Origin of the sequence: Anatilimnocola aquadivae, from assembly GCF_049819085.1 — a bacterium.
GTDB lineage: Bacteria > Planctomycetota > Planctomycetia > Pirellulales > Pirellulaceae > Anatilimnocola.
This window is the reverse complement of sequence record NZ_CP187419.1, coordinates 5,293,067-5,315,234: the sequence shown is the minus strand read 5'-3', so window position 1 is coordinate 5,315,234 and position 22,168 is coordinate 5,293,067. Positions and strand designations below refer to the sequence as shown.

Here is a 22,168-nt window from a genome sequence, read left to right as displayed (position 1 = left end):
AAACCCGCTGAAGCAGACGAACTCAACAATCGGCAGCGACTACTTCTTGAGCGACTTCTTGTATTGTTCTTCGGCTTGCTCGATTGGGCCGACGTACATGAACGCATCTTCCGGGAGGTGATCCCACTTGCCGCTGCACAGTTCATCGAAGCTGCGGATCGTCTCGGCAATCGGAGTGTATTCACCCTTCTTGCCCGTGAAGACTTCGGCGACGAAGAACGGCTGCGAGAGGAAGCGTTCGATGCGGCGGGCACGATGCACGACCAGTTTGTCTTCTTCCGACAATTCGTCGACACCAAGAATCGCAATGATGTCTTGCAGTTCGCGATACCGTTGCAGGGTCGTTTGGACGCGGCGAGCGACAGCGTAGTGCTTTTCGCCCACGAGTAGGGGATCGAGCAAGCGGCTGGACGAAGCGAGCGGATCCACCGCCGGGTAAATACCCTTTTCCGAGATCGAACGTTCGAGGTAAAGGAACGCATCGAGCTGACCGAACGCGGTCGCAGGAGCAGGGTCGGTTGGATCGTCAGCCGGAACGTACACGGCTTGCACCGAGGTAATAGCACCCTTCTTGGTCGAAGCGATACGCTCTTGCAGAGCACCCATTTCGGTAGCGAGGGTTGGTTGATAACCCACCGCTGAAGGCATACGACCGAGGAGCGCGGACACTTCCGAACCGGCTTGCGAGAAGCGGAAGATGTTGTCGACGAACAGCAGCGTGTCTTTACCGGTTGAATCGCGGAAGTATTCGGCCATGGTGAGAGCCGAGAGAGCAACGCGAAGACGGGCACCTGGTGGCTCGTTCATCTGGCCGAACACCATGCACGTTTGTTCGATAACCTTGCGGCCGGTCGAACCGATTTCGGTTTCCTGCATTTCGAGCCAGAGGTCGGTTCCTTCGCGGGTACGTTCACCCACGCCGGCGAACACCGAGTAACCACCGTGCTGCGAAGCAATACGAGCGATGAGCTCGGTGAGAATAACGGTCTTACCGAGACCGGCACCACCGAACAGACCAGCCTTACCACCGCGGACGAACGGGGTGAGCAGATCGATAACCTTAATACCCGTTTCGAACACTTCGGTGCTCGAAGACAGGTCGGCCAGCTTGGGAGCGTCGCGATGGATCGACCAGTAATCCGAAGCGGTGACTGGACCACGACCATCGATAGGCTTGCCGAGCAGGTTGAACACGCGGCCGAGGGTACCTTCACCGACGGGCACCTTTACCGGGCCACCGGTGTCGATGACTTCCATGCCGCGATACAAACCTTCGGTGCTGCCCAGGGCGACGCAGCGGACGCGACCGCCACCAATCTGCTGCTGGATCTCACCGGTCAGGTCGATCTCGAGGCCTTTGTGCTTCGAAGTGACGGTGACGGCGTTGAAGATCGCGGGCATTTGATCTTCAGGAAATTCGACGTCGAAAGTCGCACCGACCACCTGAGTGATGCGGCCGACGTTCGTGGTGGGAGCGGTTGCAGTTGCCATGGGTGTGCTCTACTAAAAACGATGCGTTTGCGGTTGTGTTGGTTTAAGTATGCGGGGAGCGGTTCGTCGCTATTTCTTCAGGGCTTCCACGCCGCCGATGATTTCCATGATTTCGCCGGTAATCTGCGACTGGCGAGCGCGATTGTAAGTCGTCGACAGGGACTTGATCATTTCCGAAGCGTTCTCGGTGGCCGACTTCATGGCGACCATGCGGGCGATCTGTTCGCTGACCGCGGCATCGAGGAAACACTTGAACAGCTTGGCGCGAAAGCTGGCCGGAACGACTTCTTCCAGGATGCTTTCGGCCGAAGGCATGAATTCGTACATCGTGTCGCCAGCTTCAGCCGCTTTGCCACCTGCCGAGTCTGCGCCACCGATGGAATCGAGAGGCAACAGCGTTTCGACGACGGCCGTTTGACGCGAGGCACTGATGAACTTGACGTAAGCCACATCCAGCCGATCGATCTGGCCGGTGATGTACATTTCCAGGAAGCGATTGGCGATGGCCTCAACGTCTTCAAACTTTGGCTGATCCTCGAACTTGGTGTAGCCTTCGTCCACCGCCAACTTGCGGAATTTGAAGGCGGCCAAACCACGCTTGCCGGAGACTTCGACTCGCACGCTGGGGACGGTGCGTTTCAGTTCTTCGAGCCGGGCGAGACCAGCACGCAGAACGCTGCCGTTGTAACCCCCGCACAAACCACGATTGGCTGTGAGGACGAGCAACGTGGCGTTCTTCGTTTCGGGATGCGATTCGAGCAGCGGATGGCTGACCTTGAGGCCGGCCTTGGCCAGACCAGCGACCACTTCGGTGATCTTTTTGGTATAGGCCGTGGCCGCGGTGGCCCGGTCCATCGCCTTTTTGAATCGCGCGGTGGCGATCAATTCCATCGTCCGCGTAATCTTGCGGATATTGCGGATGGATTTGCGGCGTTTATCGAGTGCCCGCGCTTTGGCCATGACGTTGCCGAATGTTGAAAGTGTTAGTTACGTGGGAAATGCGACCAGCCGAAGCGTCAGCCAAAGAACTAGACGCTCTTCTTGAACAGCTTCTTGAAGTCGGCGATGGCTGCGTTGATCGCGTCCTTCACTTCGGCGGTCAGTTCCTTCTTCTCGGCCAGCAGGTTGCGAGCAGCGGATTTCTGATCCTTCATGTAGGTGAGGAACTCGGTCTCGAAGCGGCGGACCTGGTTGATCGGCACTTCGTCCATACCGCCCGTGTTCGCGGTGTAGATGACGAGAATCTGATCGACCACGTCCAGCGGCGAGTACTGAGGCTGCTTGAGCAGTTCGACCATGCGGTAACCGCGGTCGAGCTTGCTTTGGGTCGCAGCATCAAGGTCGGTACCCAGTTGAGCGAACGCTTCGAGTTCGCGAAACGCGGCAAGAGCCAAACGCAAACCACCGGCCACTTCGCGAGCCTTCATGGCCTTGATCTGAGCCGAACCACCCACGCGAGACACCGAGATACCGACGTTCATCGCCGGGCGAACACCCTTGAAGAACAAGTCGGGCTGGAGGTAAATCTGACCGTCGGTGATCGAGATCACGTTCGTCGGAATGTAGGCCGAAACTTCGCCTTCGAGCGTTTCGATGATCGGCAGCGAAGTGAGCGAGCCACCGCCGAGTTCCTTCGACATCTTCGAAGAACGCTCCAGCAGACGGCTGTGATTGTAGAACACGTCACCCGGGTAAGCTTCGCGGCCAGGCGGACGACGCACGAGAAGCGAAATCTGGCGATAAGCGGTGGCTTGCTTCGACAAGTCGTCGTACACAATCAGGGCATGTTCGCCCTTGTACATGAAGAACTCAGCCATCGCGGTACCAGCGGCAGCGGCATACACCTGCAACGCAGCAGGAGCACTCGCACCGGCGAGGACAACGGTGGTGTATTCCATCGCACCTTGCTCTTCGAGCACGCGGACGGAGTTAGCAACCGACGATTCCTTTTGACCAATCGCGACGTAAAAGCACTTAACGCCTTTACCCTTCTGATTGATGATCGTATCGATGGCAATCGTGGTCTTGCCAGTTTTGCGGTCGCCGATGATCAGTTCGCGTTGACCGCGACCGATCGGGGTCATCGCATCGATGGCCTTGATACCGGTCTGCAGCGGTTCTTTCACCGGCTGACGTTCGGCTACACCGGGCGAGGTTCCTTCGACGTTACGGAACTCGGTGGTGATGATCGGGCCCTTGCCGTCGAGCGGGTTGCCGAGCGGATCGACCACGCGGCCAATGACTGCGTCGCCGACCGGCACGCTGAGCAGTTTGCCCAGAGCGCGGACTTCGTCACCTTCGTTGATGCCCAGGTAGTCGCCGAGCACGGCGATGCTGACGCTGTTCTCCTCCAGATTGAACACCACGCCGCGAACGCCCGAGGGAAACTCGACCATTTCGCCGCTCATGGCGCTCGACAGGCCGTAGACGCGGGCCATACCGTCGCCCACTTCGAGCACGGTGCCGACTTCGCGAACGTCGATCTGGCTTTCGTAGTGCTCGATCTCTTTTTGGATGACCGAGGCAATTTCATCAGCATTGAATTTCATGGCAAACCTCTAATCCGACCTGCAGCGCGTCGATGTGAATCGGCAGCAAGTGGCGGGATGTGTTCGTGATGCGTGCGTTGTCGTGGAGTGTTCGGGGGATTACGTGGCGGTGCTGCCGGGGCAACTACGTTGCAGTGAAGCGACTGAGCGAATCGCGAATGGCTTGAGTCGTCTGGTCCAGAGCGACCGTCTTCATTCGTTGGAGTTGCGTCGAGACGCTGCCGTCGTACAGGGTATCGCCAATGCGAACGACCAGGCCGCCGAGCAAATCGGGGTCGATCTCGACATTGAGCGTGACCTTCTTCTTCAGGGCATCGCCCAGGCGAGCCGCGATGCGTTCCCGCAGCGGATTGCTGAGCGGTGCAGCCGAGCGAACGGTGATCTCGACTTTGCCTTGCGATTCGCTGAGGATTTTGCGATAGGCTCGCGTGACATCGGCAATGCAGTCAAACCGGCCGTGACGAGCGAGCACCTTTAAAAAGTTGATCAGCACGCCGCTCATCTTGCCCTTAAAGGCCTTGTCGAGCAGCGCTACTTTTTCATCGAGACCAACGCGCGGAGACGCCAGCGTCACTCGCAGCGTGGGTACTTTTTTCAGGACGTCGTTCTGCAGCGATTCGAGTTCCTCGAGCACGTTGTCGGCTTTTTTTGCCGCTTCGGCAGCACCGAGCAACGCTTGGGCGTAAATCTGCCCCAATCGCTGACGGCCTGCGTCAAACGTGCTTTCCGATTTCTCGGTGTCAGTCATCGTGTGCTGCCTTGCTGAATCATCAACAGAAACAAAATCAAATCGAACGGAAGCGGGCGAACCAGTGCGGGACTAGTTCAGCTTCGAGAACTTGCCCAGGGCATCGGTGACGAGTTGATCGTGATCTTCAGGCTTAAGCTCTCGCCGCACGATGCTGCTGGCAAGAGAGATGGCCGTGTTCACGCTCTTCTCGGCAATTTGCTGCAGGGCAGCGTTCTTGGCGTTGGTAATATCATCGACCGCGCGATCGCGTTCCTTGGTGGCGGCGTCCTTCGCTTCCGCGAGGATCCGCTCCTTGGCTGCTTCGGCATCGGTGCGAGCCTGGCTCACAATCTGCCGAGCTTCCTCAGCAGCCGCAGCCAACCTTGCCTCGTACGATCGCAACTGAGCCTCGGCTTGCTCTTGGGCCAAGCGAGCCTGATCGATCATTCCGGCGATGTGCGCTTCGCGCTTGTCCAAGCCCGAGGTGATGGGCCCCCATGCAAACTTGGCCAGCAGCAGCGACAACAACAGGAAGATGACGAACGTGGCAATTGCCTGATCGAACCGCATCTCTTGGGGTGCGGAGAGACCAGCCGTCGCATTGGCGTGCGTATTGTCATGCACATCGTGATGGGCATGTTCGCCAGCAGCGTGCGAATGGGCGTGATCGTCGGCTTTCTTATCGTCAGCCTTCGTTTCGGCTGGCGCATCGGCCTTGGTCGATTCACCCTTGGCCGCTTCGTCCTTCGTTGCCTCGACAGGAGCAGCTGGCTTGGCTTCAGGTTCTTTCGATTCCTGAGCGTGCAGCAGGCCCGTTACGGCGACTAGCGCGAACAAAGCGATGACCGACAAACAGAGCTTTCGCAACATGGCTAACCAATCCTCGACCCACAAAGAGCGCAGACAAAGCAGCGACGCTAACTGCCGCTTACTTATGTACCGAGGAAGCAAACGACGAGTGCGAAGAAGGTGAAACCTTCGATCAGAGCGGCGGCGATGATCATCGCGGTTTGAATGTTGCCGGCAACTTCAGGCTGGCGGGCCATGCTCTCGAGAGCCGAGCTGGCGAGCTTGCCAATGCCCATGGCAGCGCCCACAGTCGTGATCGCAGCACCGAAGTAGCGGTCGAAGCGGATCAGTGGAGCCTTTTCGACAACTACAGCGGTCTCTTGAGCGAAACCAGGAGTCGCGCAGAGGACGAGAGCGAAAAACAGGGCGGTCAGCAGAGCGGTCTTCTTCACAACAAAACTCCTTGAGCAGAAACGAATATGCGTTACCAGGAAAGGGAAATCAAAATCAGCTTTAGTGCTTGTGGATCGCGGCACCAATGAACAGTGCCGAGAGCAACGTGAACACATAAGCCTGCAGAAAGGCGACAAACAGTTCGAGCAGACTGAGCAGGGCACAACCGACGACCGCCGCTGTGGCAGCGACCCACCACATGGCACCCACAGTGCCATCGGGCGCGGTGAAGTTAACGGCAGCTTGGGCACCGAAGGCGACGCCCATGATGGCCAGTAGCACCAAGTGGCCGGCAACCATGTTGGCGAGCAAACGAACGGACAACACGGCGTGCTTGATGAACAAACCGCCGAATTCGATGAGGAAGATGGCCGGCTTCAGGACCATCGCCAAATACCAGGGCATGTCCATGGTTGGAATCTGGTTGGCGAAGAACCCCAGGAAGCCGAACTGAGCCATGCCCGATGCGAACACAGTGGCAAGGGTCACCAGGGCCAAGGCAGCGGTCACGCCCCAAGTGCTCGTAGGGGCACCAACCCAGGGCAGCATGCCGGCCAAGTTCAGGCCCAGCACGAAGAAAAAGATCGTGCACAACAGCGGAGTGAACTTGGTCGCGGGGCTGACGTGCTCGTGAACGTGCTTTTTGGCACCGTGAGCAGGAGCGGCGTGATCGTGATGTTCGTGAGCGTGTGCGGAAGCATGCGCAATGGCGTGACCTTCAGCGTCTACCTTGTGGCCATGCTCGACGGGAACGTCGTCATGTTCGTCATGATGACCGCCACCAATGGCTGGCTCGGCGATGCCTTTGCGAATGAAGACAACAAACGATTCCAGCAGATTCCAAACTCGCCCCTTCGGAGCGGCACCTGCGATAACGCGGCGGGCCAGCCAGCTGAACAGGACGGCGATGATAAACGCGACGGCCAGTTCGATCAGCATGTACTTCGAAATGGTGAGTCCCGATTCGGGCTCATGCAAATTTCGCAAGCGGCCGAAGGGTTGGGGAATCAAGATCTTGCCGGCCAGATTGTTGCTATAGCCTTGCAGCTTGGCTTCGCTCCATTGATCTGCGGGAGCTTCCGACTTAACGAATTCGCTGACGCCGTCTTTGGCAATCTGTTCTTTGGCAGTATTCCATTCGGCCCAGGTATCAAAGAACGACGAGCTGTGATCGCGTTTGGCGATGAAGCCGTCGTAGTCGCCCGGCTTGTTATCCGCGGATCGCAGGTAGGCATCCAGCGTCAAATTGTTGGCATCTCGGCGAGCCTCGGCCTGCCGAGCGGCTGGTTCCTTCGAGGCCAGTTCGACTTGCTTGGCTTTCCAAGCAGAAAACTCCGCCTTCTTGGCTTGATACTTGGCTTCCAAAAACTCATCGAAGGGCTTGCCGTGATGGGCATGATCGCCGTGCACCCAGTGGTGCCAATCGTCGTGGGCTGTTGCCTCGGGCGGCAACTTCACGCCCAAGCGTTCAAGTTCGTGATACTGCTTGTGAAACTCGAAATCCTGAAATTGGCTATCGAGTTCCACCCACACGGGGCTGACTTTAGCGACGTCTTCCTTCGACTTAAAATCCCGTGGCCACAGGACCTTCGGAACTTCGAAGAAGTACGCGTCTTTGATGTGGAGAATGGGGTCAGCCATAAGATGTCTACATACGCCGTAGCGTCAGGTGAAAATTCGTTAGGGAGCGAGTTTGCCGCCAGCCAACTCACTGGTCGCTGGATCGCTTTTCTTCGCAGCTGGCTTGTTCGAGAACGGCGACTCGCCACCCAGCAACTTAATGGCTAGGGCGGTCTCGGCGATCAAGGCCACGAAGTAGTTACCAAGCAAAAACGGCAACAACATTGCTTCACCCCAGAAGGGCGATTGTTCAGTTAAGTAGACGGCAATTCCCAGGGGCATTGCCAGACGAATCATCATGGCAAACAGGGTCGCGCCAAAACCTTGGCCGAGCACCTTGCCCCCCAGGATCAACATCAGCCCCAGCAAAGCAGCGCCCCAGCAGAGGGCACAGGCAACCATCGCACCGACAATGATCCGCTCGCCGCCAAGCAGGTTTGCGACCAGAAAGGAACCACCTGTAGCGAGCACGGTGCACGTCACAAAGATCGCGCACGCGCTGCCCCAACCTCGAAAGAGCGAGTTGGGCTGAGCAGCAGCTTCACGTGCCTGCGTCACGATCAGGATCCTCGTCAGCTTGTTTCTTCTTGGACCCACGTTTGGCCAAGGCGAGTAGCTGAATGGTGCCGACGACCACCCCGAGTCCTAATCCCAAAAGAACGCAAAACTGCGTACCGAGTTGACGATCAATGTACCAACCAATCAGACCTGGGATGACCATTCCGCCGACAATGGAACTGGCCGAAACCGCCAGTTGCATCAGCTCGCCGTAGGAGTTTTGGGCATCAGAAGGACGCACAAGACACCGCCTGGGAGATGAGCGGGAAGTAGCGCGATGATTGGTGGCCGACCGACAAACTCAGCTGGGACTTAAACTAGGGAAATTAGCCGTGGAATGACAATTCCGTAACCGGCTGGGGAAAGAGGGTAAATGTAACTAGGGTGAAAGCAGCGGTCAACCGAGCGGACGGGGTAATTCGTGTAATTTTTCACAAAGTCTGTCACCGGAGCCGCAACCGTTCTAATAGTAAAGACTTGCGACCCCGAATGAGGTTCGCTTTTTAGCAAAAACCTCCAAAAGAGTGCCTTCTGGGCACTCTTATCCATGGCCGTTGATTGGTTTGTGTCAATTTTCCCTTAACTTCCGATTATGCGCGTTGCAGGTACGACACGATGGCACGAGGGAAGTTTATCCGCCACAAACGGAGTCTTCCGACTGCGGGGAGATTGCAGTTGCGAAGCAGTTCAATTACATTGAACGGAGCAAGTTTGATCGGCCCGTGACTCGCGGCAGTTGATGCTGGCAGAGGCACATTCAGACTCTTGACAGAATCTGTTTCAGGCAAACCGATCAACCCTTGGCCTGCTGCCACGAATGGAGATTGGCAGCTTGGCGACCATGAGCGTTAAAGCTTGGCGGGCACGTAGTTCCGTCGTTGGTTGCCTTTGATTTCGACCTGTCACGGATGGCGCTGAACACCAGATCCTGGCGTTGCTTCCTGCAAGCAAACTGCCCGGCAGAGGATGGAGGTTAGCGTCTTGATTACCACCGCTTCTTCGCTGAAAAGCCAATCGATCAAAGATCTTACGCGCCTCGCCAAGAAAAATGGTGTGACCGTCGGCAACTCCATGCGTAAAGAAGAGCTCGTCAAAGCGCTGCTGCGCGTGACCAAGCCGAAAAAAGACAAACCGAAGGCGGCACCTGCGAAAGTAGTTGCCACCAAGAAGGTTATCGCGAAGGCTGCACCCAAAGCTACGGCTGCTAAGGCGGCTCCTAAGCCAAGCCCAGCCAAGCCAATCGCAACGAAGACCGTCGTGAAAGTCACGGCCGCTAAACCTCAAGGGGTTGCAGCGAACCGAAAATCTCCTGGTCCGAAATCGCCCGCTCCGAAGGCTCCACCGCGACCAGCGAACGGCAAGGCTCACGTCGCACATAGCAATGGTGTTCATAAGCCCCCTAGCAAAGTCAAAGCACCTGCCCCCACTAAGGCTCAAGAGAAGATCAGTGCCCGGATTCACGAGCAACACGCTTTTCGCGAACGATTGAAGGATCTTTCCACCGCCTATACCAAGGCTGGAACGATCGCCAAGAAGGGGAACGACAAGGACCGCATCGTGTTGATGGTCCGCGATCCTTACTGGCTGCAAGTCTCTTGGCAAGTGACTCGCGTGAGCGTGAAACGCGCCGAAGCAGCTCTCGCCGAACAATGGCATGCAGCCCGCCCCATCCTGCGTTTGATGGAAGTTGATGGCGGCTCTACCACGAGCACAGCAGAACGCGTGGTGCGTGAAATCGACGTCCACGGCGGCGTCACCAATTGGTATATCGACGTTCCCAATCCTCCGCACAGCTACCGCGCCGATCTGGGCTACATTGCCGTTAATGGCAAGTTCTTTTCGATCTGCCGCAGCAACTCGGTTTCGACACCACCGCCGGATACATCCGACGCGATTGACGAAAACTGGACCGACATCGCTGAGAACTACGAGAAGGTCTACGCCCTGAGCGGCGGCTACTCGGAAGAAAGCTCCAGCGGTGAGCTGCAGGAACTGTTCGAAGAACGTCTGCAGCGGCCCATGGTTTCGCCGACGGGCAACAACTTTGGCGTGGGGGCCGATCGCGTGATGAACAAGCATCGCGACTTCCGCTTCAATGTTGACGCCGAGATGATCGTGTTCGGCAACACCAAGCCCGACGCTCGCGTCACCTTAGCTGGCGAACCGGTCAAGTTGCGACCCGATGGCAGCTTTACCATCCGCCTGAGCATGCCCGACAAGCGTCAGGTCTTGCCGGTCGTCTCCAGCAGTGCCGATGGTGTCGAACAACGGACTGTGGTGATCGCCGTAGAACGGAACACCAAAGTTCTCGAGCCAATGGTCCGCGAACAAAACGACTAGTTCGAGGTGCTAATTTTGTGGGATGAAGCCGTGCTCTCAGTATTACCCACAATTTCGTTGCATGGTAGTTGCGCCGCGCAGCAGGAGTTGTAGTTTGTCGAACCCGCGCCAGATGGTGAGCCAGCCGGGTTCACCATCGTGTTTGCGGCCGAGGTGACCGCCCAGGCCGGCGAGCGCGCGGAGGAAGTCGTGGGCGGTAACGATCGGCTGACGTTTGCGGCCACGCACGGCGGTTAGCATCCGCAGCCAGATCGCGGGGACCAACGCTGCAGCCGGGCGATTCGGTTCTTTGAGGGCGATCGTCTTCAGTTGCAGCAGTCGAACGGCAATAATCGACAGCAGGGCGGTCACGTTTTCCCAGCGTGGCGCGGTTTCATACAGCCGTTCTTCGATGCGGCAGCCGGTCTTGAGCGCCTTGTGAAACTCTTCGACCAGCGGGCGGCGTTCGTAGTATTCAATCACCGTCAGGGCGTCTTCCCAACACGTCACGGCATGCGAAGTATAGAGCACCCACTGCAACGGCTTTTGTCCCCGGGGCGGATCGACCTCTTTCACTTCAATCACGTTCATCGTCAAGAAGGTGATGCCACATTCCTGAGTGAAGCGGCCGGGCTGATGTGGTTCCGGCATGCCGATCAGTCCGCAGCGCACTTCCACGGTCGCGGTCCGCGCCACTTGATTCGCATTCGCCTTGATCTCCAGCGGATAGGTGCCTGCCAGGGGCAACGTCAGCAAGTGATCGGCGAGCGGCAGCAACTGCCCAGCAACGTAAATTTTGCGCGTGAGGCTCTTCGCGCGAATAACCCAATCCGCGCCCTGCAGCAGGCAATGGCAATAGACTTCGAAATTGTCCGCACCCCGATCGCAGACATGCGTGAAGCGCACCTGCTCATTCGACGGGGCGCCAACAGCCGTGATCACTTTACCCCAAATCTCCGACTCGCGATCGCGCTGCAGACGCACGCTTCCTGGTTCCTTCTTGGGCACACGTTGGCGATAGCGAATGGTTTGACCTGCCAAGCCAATTACTTCGCCGTCGCGAGCATCAACCATCAAGGCCGAGTGCAGCAGAAAGCCCTGGGCATTCCCACTGGTGATGATGCCCATGCCTGAAATTTGACGGTCGCCTTCGAAGCTGATCAGGGTGGTGTCGCCAATCAGCAGATAGTGGCCGCTGGTCCGAGCTCGCGTCTGTTCCCAATGCGGACCGGCGATCCCCGCGAACGTGACGGCCTCGGTATCGAACAACCGATACGCCGCTTTGCAATCTTCCCAGGTTTCGGTCTGCTCGGGCGTGGTCCCACTGGGATCGGCCGCACACAACGCCGCCGTGCGAACGATCCGACGCGTACGCCGCGCGTCACCCAAATCACAACGGCCAAACTGCTGCTCAGCCCACGCCTCAACGTCAAGTTCCACCGACATCGTCGCACATCCTTGCCACTGCCGGACTTTGCCTCCCTGGCCGCCGACCCTGCCGCCCCACACAACCGGGGCTACGATTCACTCTGTACGAAAATCGCAACGACTTGGCCCGCAAAAACTACAACTATCCGCCGCGGCCCGACTTGCCTCCGCTATCATGCAATGCCGGCTCACCCAAACCCCCGTGGCAATTCCAACGTAAATGTGGGTAATACTGAGAGCCGTGCTTCGTCCTGATGGTAACGCGATTTGGACGAAGCATGGCTTCATCCTACGGATTGAACACAACCCTTACAGCCGTGACGAAATGTCGCGGCTGTCTGCGTTTCTGGTCACGGGCTGTGTCACTTACGTTGACTTGCCCCGTCTGCTGGTCACAATAGAAGGGTGCGGGCTTGTCGACTGGCCAGGGCTGTCTCTCAGCCGATAGGAGTGGCTGTAAATGCACGACCTCCATGTTTTGCGGCGGACATTTCTTGTCTTGCTGCTGATTGCCAATCTGGTTCAGCCTCTCTGCGCCTCGGCCGAAGTAATCACCCTCAAGAACGGTATGCGCTTCGAGGGGAGCGTCGATAAACTCGGCAACCTCGGCGCCAATCCGCTGGCCGGAAACACTGTCGGCGATGTGGCCACGAAGGAGATCGTCATCATCGACGACGACTTGCGGCGCGTCTTTGTCGGTCAGAAGCAAGTACTGACCTTCGGCGATTCTCCACTGGCCGGCTTCGAGCGCATCAAGCTGCAGCAAGCGGTTGCTTCAGCCGGTCCCGGCATTGCTTCGGTGGGCCCCATCGTGAAGGTTACGCCGTTCGACAAATACGGTCGCCGGACGTTCATCATGGCCGGCTCGAAGGGGAACATCGAAGTCATTCAGGGCATTACGGAGATCACGCCCCGCTATACCAAGGTCGAAGCACTTACGCGCGGCAGTTACCAATACGTCTGGTCGATGCGGATCGCCACCAGCTCCATCCCGCGCGAAACGCTCAGCGAAATCTTGATGCATCGGATCGATCCCAAGAATCCCGATCAGCGCCTGAGCATCGTCAAGCTCTATCTGCAGGCCCAGCGCATTCAGGACGCGCGGGCGGAACTTGAAGCGACCATTCGCGACTTCCCCAAGCTTGCCTTGCAAGAGCAGGTGAAGGCGCTGCGAGTTGCGGGCGCGAACATGCTGCTCAAAGAGATTCAACTCCGACGCGATTCCGGCCAGCACCAATTGGCCGTCAACATGCTGACGAACTTCCCGGTAGAGGGAGCAGCGGGGCAAGTCGATGCTGGCGAAACGGTTTTCAAGTCGCGCGACATGCTCGCGGAATATACAACCGTCAAAGAAAAGGGCGAGCGTGTTCTGTCGTTGATGAAAGAGCACGTGGACTTAATTGCCAACGAAGCCACCCGCGAACGGGCGATGCTTGTTTGTAAAGAGATCTCGACCGAGATGAACATCCATTCGCTCGATCGGATGGCTGACTATTTGCGACTGGCCGATGACAACAAAAGTTCGCCCGACCAAAAGCTGTCGCTGGCCCTCAGCGGCTGGCTAATGGGAAATGGCTCGGGCATCGAAAACCTCGCTGTCACGCTGTCGCTCGTCGAGGTGCGTGAGAAAATTCGAGCCTATATGCGCGCGACTCGCAAGGCCGACCGCGACGTGATCGTCACCGACATGCAGAGCCTGGAAGGTAGCACGCCCGAGTACATCGCCAAGATCATCGCGCACATGAAGCCGCCACTGGAGTCGTATCCTGCGAACAGCAATCCTCAAGAGCCGCTCAACGAACCCGCCGCGGAAGCCCCAGTTGCCCCAGCGCCTGCTGCCGGCGCGGCGATTGTGCCGCCCGCCGTCGCGCCTTTGGCTCCCGTAGTTGCCGGACCAATCGCGAAACCCATGCCCGGCGACTTGCTCAACCGGGAACTAAAGCCCAAGCCGATTCCCCCAGGCGAATTGCAAGTCAACAAGTTGCTGCCGGAGCCTGTCGACAATCGCGACGGCAGTCCCATGGGCCCCCAGCCAATCGTTGACGGAATCGCGGGCCTGATGAAGATCCAGACACCGGGCATCTCCGAAGATCCGATCATCAACTACTACGTGCAGTTGCCGCCCGAGTACGATCCGTATCGCCGCTACCCCGTCGTGATCTCGCTCAATGGTGCTGGCACGACTCCGCTGCAGCAGGTCGATTGGTGGGCAGGACCTCACTCTGGCAAGGCTGGCATGCGTTATGGCCAGGCCACGCGTCACGGCTACATCGTGATCGCCCCGATTTGGACTCGCGAACATCAGCGCGAGTACGAATACTCGATTCGCGAGCACGCGGCGGTGTTGCTGTCTCTGCGCGATGCCACTCGCCGGTTCTCGATCGACACCGATCGCGTTTTTCTCAGTGGCCACTCGATGGGTGCCGATGCCGCTTGGGATATTGGTCTGGCCCATCCCGATCTCTGGGCCGGCGTGATGCCGATCGTCCCCCGCGCCGACAAGTACATCTCGCGCTATAACGAGAATGGCCGCAACTTGCCTATGTACTTTGTCTGCGGTGAGAAGGACGGCGATAAGTGGCAAGTGAACTCGCCCGACTGGGAAAAGTACCTGAAGTACGTTGGCTACGATTCCATCGTCGTGCAGATGCAGGGCCGTGGGCATGAGCACTTTCACGACGAGATTCAGAACCTGTTTGAATGGATGAACTTCCACCGGCGGAGCTTCTTTCCCAAGAGCTTTAAGGCAAATTCGCTGCGCCCCTGGGATAACTTTTTTTGGTACCTCGAAATTGACAGCATGCCACCCAATGGCGTCGTGATGCCAATTCAATGGCCACCAGGCCGTGGTGTGCTGGCGACCAAGGCAGAAGGCTCGATCTTGCCTACCAATGGCGTTTCGGTCGATACGTCGGCTGCTAAGGTGACGGTGTATCTATCGCCCGAGATGATCAATTTCAACGCCAAGCCGTTCGTTACATTCCGGGGCAAGCGATTTGTGAACATCCAGCCCGACGTCAACGTGCTGCTCGAAGACGTCCGCACTCGCGCCGACCGGCAGCACCCCTTCTGGGCAAAAGTCAGTAACGATAGGTAGCTTGTCGTGTTAAGCGTTTATTGCAAAGTCACTCGCCCAACTGCGATCCGGCGCAAATGACCTGCTGGCATGACAGCGTCAGAATTCTCACCGACGTCGGACCAGACTAGTCACGGGGGCGGCATCTAATGGGTGGAGGTGCCGCGCGCGGTGCCGATCGGTCTTTGCAATCCTGGTTGAATCGCACAGCGAAAATGGTCGCTGAGATTGGCTGAATCGACGTAAGTCCCAACGAGCGAAAATGGGGGGTGTTCACAAACCCCGGGAGTTTGTGAACACTCAGGCGCGCCGCACCCGAGAGATACTGCAGGTCGCGTTCACAAACCTCTCTGGTTTGTGAAGATAGTTTTCCAAGCGACTCCACCAAAACGAAGATTTACGTCGATTGGAAGGTGGGCCGGCAAAAAGCGGTACTCACGCAGTTCCGGCGACGCCTCGGCTATTTTCCCCGAGAGTTGCCAATCGGATAAAGCAAAAAAGCCCGGCGGGAATTGCTTCCAGCCGGGCTTTGGATTTTTAATTGCGGGCGAACAGGCGAGGCTTACAGCCCCTTGCTGATCATCAGCTTCAGCAGGTCGCAAACGCGGTTGCTGTAACCCCATTCGTTGTCGTACCAGCTGATGAGCTTGAAGAACTTGCTGTTCAGTTCGATGCCCGAGCCCTTATCGAAGATCGACGAGCTCTTGCAGTGGATGAAGTCGCTGCTGACCACTTCGTCTTCGGTGTAGTCGAGAATGCCCTTGAGGTAGGTTTCGCTGGCCCGCTTGAAGGCTGCGGCGATTTCGGCGTAGCTGGTTTCCTTGACGGTCTTCACGGTCAAGTCGACGGCCGAAACGGTGGCGGTAGGAACGCGGAAGGCCATGCCGGTCAACTTGCCCTTCACTTCGGGGCATACGAGAGCGACGGCGCGAGCGGCACCCGTGGTGCTGGGGATGATGTTCTGAGCGGCAGCGCGGCCACCCTTCCAATCCTTCTTGCTCGGGCCGTCAACGGTCTTTTGCGTGGCCGTGTACGAGTGAACGGTGGTCATCAGGCCTTCGTCGATGCCGAAGCCTTCCTTCAGCAGCACGTGGACGAGAGGAGCGAGGCAGTTCGTCGTGCAGCTAGCGTTGCTGACGATGTTGTGAGCCTTGGCATCGTACTTCTCATCGTTGACGCCCATCACAATCGTGATGTCTTCGCCCTTGGCGGGCGCGGTGATGATCACCTTCTTGGCACCGGCGGTGATGTGCCCCTTGGCCTTCTCGGCTTCGGTGAAGAGGCCGGTCGATTCGATGACGACGTCAACATTCATGGCCTTCCAAGGCAACTCGGCAGGCGACTTGGCGCTGACGACGGCAATGTCCTTGCCGTTTACGACGAGCACATCGTCTTCAGCCTTGTCGGCAGCCGACTTCTTCGAGCTGAACTCGCCGCCAAAACGACCCTGGATCGAGTCGTACTTGAGCAAGTAGGCGAGGTTGTCGGCAGGAACGATGTCGCCAACGGCGACGACTTCCACTTCCTTGCCCACGATGCCTTGTTCCACCATGGCCCGGAACACCAGGCGGCCGATGCGACCAAAACCGTTGATTGCGACACGAACCGCCATGAAATAGTCTCCGGAGAAGATTGGCAAACGAGTGATTTCGCGTTATTCTATCGGCAGCGAATCCGGCATCCAAGGGGCCGAAATGCCGCGGGAAGCGAGATATTCCGCCCTTATTCTCTTTTTCGCTCTAATGGTCCGCCACTTGCCAACAACTGCCGTTTTACGGCAATTGGTAAGGCCTTATGGATGCCCGCCCGCTGGTTGAATGAGTTGGCGGGTGGCAAGCACCTGCTCGACAGCCCGGAATTCGTCTTATTCTGCGATCGCCAAGCTGGCTAATTTGCAGAACCGCTACGATTGCAACCGATGAATAGGGCGGGCGGAACCGATTGTTGACTTTCATGACCAACATTCGTATCATTGCCCCGCAACCGTGGTTGGCGACTCGAGCCCCGGGAACCACCGACATGAGTCTTGCGTTATCCAGATCATCGTTATCCGCTATGTCGCTTCCGTCGACGACTCCTGTGCTGCGCGTGGTCAATCCACCTGCGGAGACCGCCGAAGGCAAACTGGTCTACACGCCCGAGTTGCAAGCCGAACTCGATGCCGCCAGCCAGCAACTCGAAGCAGCTTCGCCCGCAGAGATTCTCCGCTGGGCGGTCGAGCACTATGCTCCCAAATTTACGATGGCGACGGCCTTCGGTCCGGAAGGCATGGTCCTCATTCACATGCTGGCCGAGATCGCGCCGGAAACGCCGATTTTCAATCTCGATACCGGCTATCAGTTCCAAGAGACGCTCGAATTGCGAGAAGAGATCAAACGCCGGTACGGCATTGAAGTCGAATTGAAGAAGCCGGAACTCACGGTCGAGCAATTCGAGCAGGCCAACGGCGGACCGGTCTATCGGACCGATCCCGATCGCTGCTGCTTCGAGCGGAAGATCAAAGTCCTCCAGCAATCGGCGCTGGGCATGTATGCCTGGTCGAGCGCGATTCGCCGCGATCAAAGCCCCGACCGTGCCAAGGCTCCCATTGTGGGCTGGGACAAGAAGTTCGGTCTGGTAAAGATCAGCCCGCTGGCCAATTGGACGAAGAAGCTGGTTTGGAACTTCATCACCCAGCACAACGTGCCGTACAACCCGCTGCATGACTCGGGCTATACGAGCATTGGCTGCTGGCCCTGCACACGAGCCGTCGGCATTGGCGAAGACGAACGTGCCGGTCGCTGGAGCGGCCTGGCTAAGACCGAATGCGGATTGCATAGCCAGTGATTGTCTCGGCCAAGACCGAATACGCCTGCATTGCCGTGCTGGAGTTGGCTACCCGCCACGACAGCGGAGAGCCGGTGCGCATTCGCGAAATTGCCGATTCGCACGGCATTCCCTCGCGGTTTCTGGTGCAGATTCTATTGCAGCTCAAGAGCGCTGGCCTGGTGAACAGCACGCGCGGGGCCTCGGGCGGATATCAATTAGCCCGCGAACCGGCCGAGATCTCGCTCGGCGATGTGATGTCCGTCGTCGATAGCCAATCGGGCACCATTCGTTCGTTCGCCGAGCATCCTTCCGCCACTGCCAAGATCCTGCTGCATCGTTGGCAGGATGTCGCCCGCCAGGAGCGCGAAATGCTCAGCGACATCTCGTTTGCCGACTTGGTGCAACAGTTGAAAGAACAAGGCGAAGGGATGTACTACATTTAATCCATGACCAACATCCTCGACAAAATCGTCTCCAAAAAGCGTGAAGAGATTGCTGCCGCCAAATCCGCTCGACCCGAAGCGGAAGTGCGCGCGGCTGTAGCTGATGCTCCGCCGCTGCGCGACTTCTTCGCCGCGCTTGCCGCCGATGGTCCGATCAAGCTCATCGCCGAAGTGAAAAAGGCGAGCCCTAGCAAAGGCGTCATTCGCGCCGACTTTCAGCCGGTTGAAATTGCCCGTGCGTATGAAGCGGCCGGCGCTACCTGCCTCAGCGTGCTCACCGACGAGCACTTTTTTCAAGGCAGCCTGGAGTACCTGAAGCAGATTCGTGCCGCCGTGAACTTGCCGCTACTGCGCAAGGACTTCATTCTCGATTCGTATCAATTGCTCGAAGCTCGCGCGGCGGGGGCAGATGCCGTCCTGCTGATTGCTGAGTGTCTCGACGATTGCAACCTGCGCAAGTTGCACAACGAAGCCGTTGAGCTTGGTTTGACGCCGCTGGTCGAGTTTTACGACGAAGAGAACCTCGACCGTGTCCTGGCCGCTGGGGCACAGCTCATTGGTGTGAACAATCGCGATCTGCGCACCTTTATCACCGATTTGGGTCGCACGGTACGGATGCGCGAAAGAGTTCCGCTCGATTGTGTGTTTGTCGGCGAAAGTGGCATCCATACCCGTGACGACGTGCTACGTTTGCAGTCGGCGGGCGTCGATGCCATGCTGGTAGGTGAGAGCCTGATGCGTCAGCCGGACATTGCCGCTGCCGTTCGCGAACTTCTGGGTACGGGAGCCTAGTCATGCCATCCACGATGGAAAACCTATCGACCATCAACAGCTTCATTCGCACGGTGCTGGCCACCGTGCTGCTGGGCGCGGTCGGTGTGGCCAGTTGGTTTGGCTATACCGTATTCAACCAGAACGAAATTGCCGCCCGCAAGAGTGCTGAAGAACTGCGCGCTGCCAACGAGCAATTGGAAGTGACCAAGAGGAATCTCGATGCTGCCGCTGCCGAGATTGTTGTCAAAGACGGCACCATCAAAGAGCAGGTCGTCAAAATCGATGCGCTCAACAAAGATGTCGAGCGGCTGGAGACAACCCTCGCACTCATCAAAGTCGATTATCGCCTGGCCCGTCTGACGGTGATCAACCAAGAGACCGATCAGGGAACCGGCCAGATTTATTCGCTGGTGGAATTCACCGAAGTGAATGACGAGGGAGACCCCATCGATACGCCGCGCGAGTTTCGCATTCCCGGCGAACAAGTTTATATCGATAACTGGATCGTCAAGTTCGACGACAAGTACATCGAACATGCCGACCTGGAACGAGGCACCTCGCTGATTCTGTTTCATCGCATCTTTGGCGATAAGCAGCAGCCTGCCGATGGCTTTCCGCTTGATGAAGTCGGCACGCGGCCGAAAGCCTACGCGCGGGGCGGCAAGATGACCGACCTTGAGAAGAAGATCTGGGGCGATTTCTGGAACATCGCCAACAACAAGCAACTGGCTGAAGACTTGGGAATTCGTGCTGCCCACGGCTTGGCCACTTCGATCAAATTGCAAAAGGGCGCGTCGTATTTGATCACCATGCGTGCCGGCGGCGACCTCTCGGTGATTCCTGAAAAGAAGCCCGAAGCGCCGGCAGCCCGCTAGGCCATTAACGACATTCTTAAAACGCAAGTTGCCGCTCGACAACTTGCGGCAGTTCGCGAGGCATTCCAAGCGGAATACTCGCACTCTCTCGCCGACGATTTGGCCGCAACTGGCCTGGCAATCCGCGGCAATCGAATCGGCACGCTCACAGGCGTGCTAGGCTTTTGCGTCGTTTCTTTGTTCGCCGGTAATCAAGTCATGCTTATTCGTAACAGTGAAGTTTCCGCCTTCATCGAATTCCTGCGCAAGAAGTGCCGCAGCAATCAGGTCACCATTTTCACTCCCAGCCCGAACGAGAACGGCGAGTTCTTTCGAGCCGTCGCCGAGGGGCAGTTTGTGGTTGCTCATTTGGCAGCTAACGACCAGGTCGAAATTGTGACGGCCGAGAAGTACGCGCCTTCGCTCGAAAGTCGCTGGCAAGATCACCAGCGAGCCGCCATGCCACCGACCGGTTCGCTGCTTTCGCGCTGCCTGAGCATGATCTTGCCCGTTGGCAAATAACCGCGCCGCCACTTTCTGCCGTGCCGCGAGTTCAATAGCGTATACTCGGCGTCTCTGCTGGCTTTCCAGTTGATCGAGAGTGAAGGGACACTTTATGCGCGGGCTCTGCTGTCTGTTGATCTGCTCAGGATGGCTCTGCACCTCGCTGTCGGCAGCGGACACCGATGCGTTTGGACTCACACGCGTCTTGAAGGTGGACGTGACGGTCTCCGCCGCTGATTACGCAGCTATGGAGTCTCCGCCCGCCACCATGTTCGGCGGCAGCAGGCCGCCAGCTGCGGGGCGACCGGCCCCGGGAAGTGCCGATTTCGGCGCTGGCAAGTTTGGCTTCGAATTCGACTACGTCCGGGCAACGGTAGAAATCGACGGCGAGAAATTTCCCGACGTTGGCTTGCGCTACAAGGGCAATGGTACGTACATGATGTCGGCCCAGCAGGCCAAACGCTCGCTGAAGATCGACTTCGACCGCTATCTCGCCGAGGGAAAGTGGCGCGGCGAGAAGAAGCTCAACCTCAATAGCGGCGTCATGGACCCGACGAAGGCTCGCGAGGCCTTGGCCTACGCTGCGTTCAACGCGGCTGGCATTCCCGCCCCACGAACTTCGTATGCCGAAGTTTCGTTGACCGTCCCGGGCAAGTTTCAAAAGGAACGGCTGGGCGTTTACACGGCCGTCGAGCAAATCGACAAGTCGTTCCTCAAACACCATTTCCAGAACTCACAGGGACTGCTTCTCAAGCCCGAAGGGATTCGCGGCCTGCCTCACTTTGGTCCAGAAGCCAAGACCTACGCAGACACCTACAACGCGAAGACCGATGGCACGCCCGAGCAGTGGGGCCGACTCATCAAGTTGACGCAGCTGATCAATCAAGCAGACGAAGCCGAGTTTCGCGAGCAAATCGGTAAGCTCCTCGATCTGGATGCGTTTGCGAACTTCCTGGCAGCCAACACGTTTCTCGCCAGTCTCGATGGCTTCATTGGGATGGGGCACAACTACTATCTGTACCTGCGGCCCGACACCGGCAAGTTCGTCTTCGTCCCTTGGGATCTCGATCTGGCCTTCGGTGCCTTTCCCTTTTATGGTACGCCGCAACAGCTCGTCGACTTGAGCATCGAGCATCCCCACCTGGGCGAAAACAAACTCATCGACCGCCTGCTGGCGATACCTGCCTGGAAGGCGAAGTACCACCAGCGATTGCGGTTGCTGACGAGTCCTACGTTCGTTGCCGAGCGCAGCAGCGAGGCCGAGACGCTCGAGAAACTACTGCAGCCGCTACGCGACAAAGACAAAGTGGCCGCGGATGCTCGTAAAGAACGAGGCAACGGTTTTGGTCCTGGTGGTGGCATGTTTGGCGCAACTCCCATTCCCCTCACGACCTTCCTTCAGCAGCGAACCACTTCCATCCTTGCTCAACTCGAAGGCAAAAAGAAGGGCTATGTTCCCACGCAAGGAATGGGCTTCGGACCGCCGCCCGGCCCGGGCAACCAACTGGCGAAGCCGATCTTGACTCTGCTCGACGGCAACCACGATGGCAATTTGACCGAGGACGAAGCTGCTGCCGGAATCGCCAAGGCCGTGCGCGACTGGGACAAGAACAAAAACGGCACCCTCGACCAGCGTGAACTAACCGAGGGGCTACAAAAACTGCTTCCGCCCTCGGCGCCGCCAGGACCACCGCGCGGGCCGTAGCTCCGTCGCCGTCTGGAGCATCGAGGCAGCCCAGCATAGGATGCTGTGGAGGCAAAATCGCACTTCT

19 protein-coding genes are annotated in these 22,168 nt (G+C 57.9%); 8 read left to right on the top strand and 11 right to left on the bottom strand.

The annotated features are described in order from the left end of the window. Positions 1-39: 39 nt before the first annotated feature. The 9 genes from atpD to NA78x_RS20955 all read right to left on the bottom strand — a co-directional run bounded on the left by atpD (position 40) and on the right by NA78x_RS20955 (position 8,431). A complete protein-coding gene (gene atpD / locus NA78x_RS20995; protein ID WP_425614335.1) occupies positions 40-1,491 on the bottom strand; it encodes a F0F1 ATP synthase subunit beta in 1,452 nt (483 codons plus the stop codon). Positions 1,492-1,560: 69 nt separating this feature from the next. Further along, positions 1,561-2,451, bottom strand: coding sequence for an ATP synthase F1 subunit gamma (gene atpG / locus NA78x_RS20990; protein ID WP_425614334.1), 891 nt, complete (start codon positions 2,449-2,451; stop codon positions 1,561-1,563). Between the two features lie 68 nt (positions 2,452-2,519). Then, positions 2,520-4,040, bottom strand: coding sequence for a F0F1 ATP synthase subunit alpha (atpA, locus tag NA78x_RS20985; protein ID WP_425614333.1), 1,521 nt, complete (start codon positions 4,038-4,040; stop codon positions 2,520-2,522). Positions 4,041-4,164: 124 nt separating this feature from the next. Next, positions 4,165-4,788, bottom strand: a complete 624-nt coding sequence (atpH, locus tag NA78x_RS20980; RefSeq protein ID WP_425614332.1) for an ATP synthase F1 subunit delta — start codon at positions 4,786-4,788, stop codon at positions 4,165-4,167. Positions 4,789-4,860: 72 nt separating this feature from the next. Beyond that, positions 4,861-5,640 (bottom strand): F0F1 ATP synthase subunit B, encoded by a 780-nt coding sequence (gene atpF, locus NA78x_RS20975; protein WP_425614331.1) that lies wholly within the window; start codon positions 5,638-5,640, stop codon positions 4,861-4,863. A 62-nt stretch (positions 5,641-5,702) separates the two neighbouring features. Beyond that, positions 5,703-6,011: an ATP synthase F0 subunit C gene (atpE, locus tag NA78x_RS20970; protein WP_425614330.1), complete on the bottom strand. Its 309-nt coding sequence runs from the start codon at positions 6,009-6,011 to the stop codon at positions 5,703-5,705. Positions 6,012-6,072: 61 nt separating this feature from the next. Then, complete coding sequence (locus tag NA78x_RS20965) at positions 6,073-7,653, bottom strand: F0F1 ATP synthase subunit A (RefSeq protein ID WP_425614329.1); 1,581 nt, start codon at positions 7,651-7,653, stop codon at positions 6,073-6,075. A 39-nt stretch (positions 7,654-7,692) separates the two neighbouring features. Then, the gene (locus NA78x_RS20960; protein WP_425614328.1) at positions 7,693-8,190 is read right to left on the bottom strand and encodes a hypothetical protein; all 498 of its coding nucleotides are present in this window, start codon (positions 8,188-8,190) and stop codon (positions 7,693-7,695) included. Beyond that, the gene (locus NA78x_RS20955; protein WP_425614327.1) at positions 8,174-8,431 is read right to left on the bottom strand and encodes a hypothetical protein; all 258 of its coding nucleotides are present in this window, start codon (positions 8,429-8,431) and stop codon (positions 8,174-8,176) included. Before NA78x_RS20955 ends, NA78x_RS20960 begins: the two co-directional genes overlap by 17 nt. A 740-nt stretch (positions 8,432-9,171) precedes the next feature. On the opposite strand from NA78x_RS20955, the gene NA78x_RS20950 reads away from it, so the two are divergent. Continuing rightward, complete coding sequence (locus NA78x_RS20950) at positions 9,172-10,530, top strand: DUF4912 domain-containing protein (RefSeq protein ID WP_425614326.1); 1,359 nt, start codon at positions 9,172-9,174, stop codon at positions 10,528-10,530. 42 nt (positions 10,531-10,572) lie between these two features. Here the strand turns inward: NA78x_RS20950 and NA78x_RS20945 are convergent, their stop codons facing one another. Further along, the gene (locus NA78x_RS20945) at positions 10,573-11,955 is read right to left on the bottom strand and encodes an IS4 family transposase (protein WP_425614325.1); all 1,383 of its coding nucleotides are present in this window, start codon (positions 11,953-11,955) and stop codon (positions 10,573-10,575) included. A 442-nt stretch (positions 11,956-12,397) separates the two neighbouring features. Between NA78x_RS20945 and NA78x_RS20940 the strand changes: the two genes are divergently transcribed. Continuing rightward, positions 12,398-15,034, top strand: coding sequence for an alpha/beta hydrolase-fold protein (locus NA78x_RS20940; protein ID WP_425614324.1), 2,637 nt, complete (start codon positions 12,398-12,400; stop codon positions 15,032-15,034). 541 nt (positions 15,035-15,575) lie between these two features. Here NA78x_RS20940 and gap read toward each other — a convergent pair. After that, a complete protein-coding gene (gene gap, locus NA78x_RS20935; RefSeq protein WP_425614323.1) occupies positions 15,576-16,625 on the bottom strand; it encodes a type I glyceraldehyde-3-phosphate dehydrogenase in 1,050 nt (349 codons plus the stop codon). A gap of 443 nt (positions 16,626-17,068) precedes the next feature. Here gap and NA78x_RS20930 point away from each other — a divergent pair, with 443 nt between their 5' ends. The 6 genes from NA78x_RS20930 (at position 17,069) to NA78x_RS20905 (ending at position 22,101) form a co-directional block, all read left to right on the top strand. Continuing rightward, a complete protein-coding gene (locus NA78x_RS20930) occupies positions 17,069-17,839 on the top strand; it encodes a phosphoadenylyl-sulfate reductase (protein ID WP_425614322.1) in 771 nt (256 codons plus the stop codon). After that, positions 17,836-18,264, top strand: coding sequence for an RrF2 family transcriptional regulator (locus tag NA78x_RS20925; protein ID WP_425614321.1), 429 nt, complete (start codon positions 17,836-17,838; stop codon positions 18,262-18,264). Before NA78x_RS20930 ends, NA78x_RS20925 begins: the two co-directional genes overlap by 4 nt. 3 nt (positions 18,265-18,267) lie before the next feature. Then, positions 18,268-19,056 carry an indole-3-glycerol phosphate synthase TrpC gene (trpC, locus tag NA78x_RS20920; protein WP_425614320.1) on the top strand — a complete coding sequence of 263 codons (789 nt, stop codon included), beginning with the start codon at positions 18,268-18,270 and terminating at the stop codon, positions 19,054-19,056. 2 nt (positions 19,057-19,058) lie between these two features. Beyond that, a complete protein-coding gene (locus NA78x_RS20915; protein ID WP_425614319.1) occupies positions 19,059-19,913 on the top strand; it encodes a hypothetical protein in 855 nt (284 codons plus the stop codon). A 198-nt stretch (positions 19,914-20,111) separates the two neighbouring features. Beyond that, positions 20,112-20,414: a hypothetical protein gene (locus tag NA78x_RS20910; protein WP_425614318.1), complete on the top strand. Its 303-nt coding sequence runs from the start codon at positions 20,112-20,114 to the stop codon at positions 20,412-20,414. Between the two features lie 94 nt (positions 20,415-20,508). After that, positions 20,509-22,101 (top strand): CotH kinase family protein, encoded by a 1,593-nt coding sequence (locus NA78x_RS20905; RefSeq protein WP_425614317.1) that lies wholly within the window; start codon positions 20,509-20,511, stop codon positions 22,099-22,101. The last annotated feature ends 67 nt before the right edge of the window (positions 22,102-22,168 follow it).

Excerpts from the sequence above, each read along its gene's own strand:
- atpD (WP_425614335.1), bottom strand. The coding sequence starts at position 1,491 with ATGGCAACTGCAACCGCTCCCACCACGAACGTCGGCCGCATCACTCAG.
- atpG (WP_425614334.1), bottom strand. The coding sequence starts at position 2,451 with ATGGCCAAAGCGCGGGCACTCGATAAACGCCGCAAATCCATCCGCAAT.
- atpA (WP_425614333.1), bottom strand. The coding sequence starts at position 4,040 with ATGAAATTCAATGCTGATGAAATTGCCTCGGTCATCCAAAAAGAGATC.
- atpH (WP_425614332.1), bottom strand. The coding sequence starts at position 4,788 with ATGACTGACACCGAGAAATCGGAAAGCACGTTTGACGCAGGCCGTCAG.
- atpF (WP_425614331.1), bottom strand. The coding sequence starts at position 5,640 with ATGTTGCGAAAGCTCTGTTTGTCGGTCATCGCTTTGTTCGCGCTAGTC.
- NA78x_RS20965 (WP_425614329.1), bottom strand. The coding sequence starts at position 7,653 with ATGGCTGACCCCATTCTCCACATCAAAGACGCGTACTTCTTCGAAGTT.
- NA78x_RS20945 (WP_425614325.1), bottom strand. The coding sequence starts at position 11,955 with ATGTCGGTGGAACTTGACGTTGAGGCGTGGGCTGAGCAGCAGTTTGGC.
- NA78x_RS20940 (WP_425614324.1), top strand. The coding sequence starts at position 12,398 with ATGCACGACCTCCATGTTTTGCGGCGGACATTTCTTGTCTTGCTGCTG.
- gap (WP_425614323.1), bottom strand. The coding sequence starts at position 16,625 with ATGGCGGTTCGTGTCGCAATCAACGGTTTTGGTCGCATCGGCCGCCTG.
- NA78x_RS20930 (WP_425614322.1), top strand. The coding sequence starts at position 17,069 with ATGTCGCTTCCGTCGACGACTCCTGTGCTGCGCGTGGTCAATCCACCT.
- trpC (WP_425614320.1), top strand. The coding sequence starts at position 18,268 with ATGACCAACATCCTCGACAAAATCGTCTCCAAAAAGCGTGAAGAGATT.
- NA78x_RS20915 (WP_425614319.1), top strand. The coding sequence starts at position 19,059 with ATGCCATCCACGATGGAAAACCTATCGACCATCAACAGCTTCATTCGC.
- NA78x_RS20910 (WP_425614318.1), top strand. The coding sequence starts at position 20,112 with ATGCTTATTCGTAACAGTGAAGTTTCCGCCTTCATCGAATTCCTGCGC.
- NA78x_RS20905 (WP_425614317.1), top strand. The coding sequence starts at position 20,509 with ATGCGCGGGCTCTGCTGTCTGTTGATCTGCTCAGGATGGCTCTGCACC.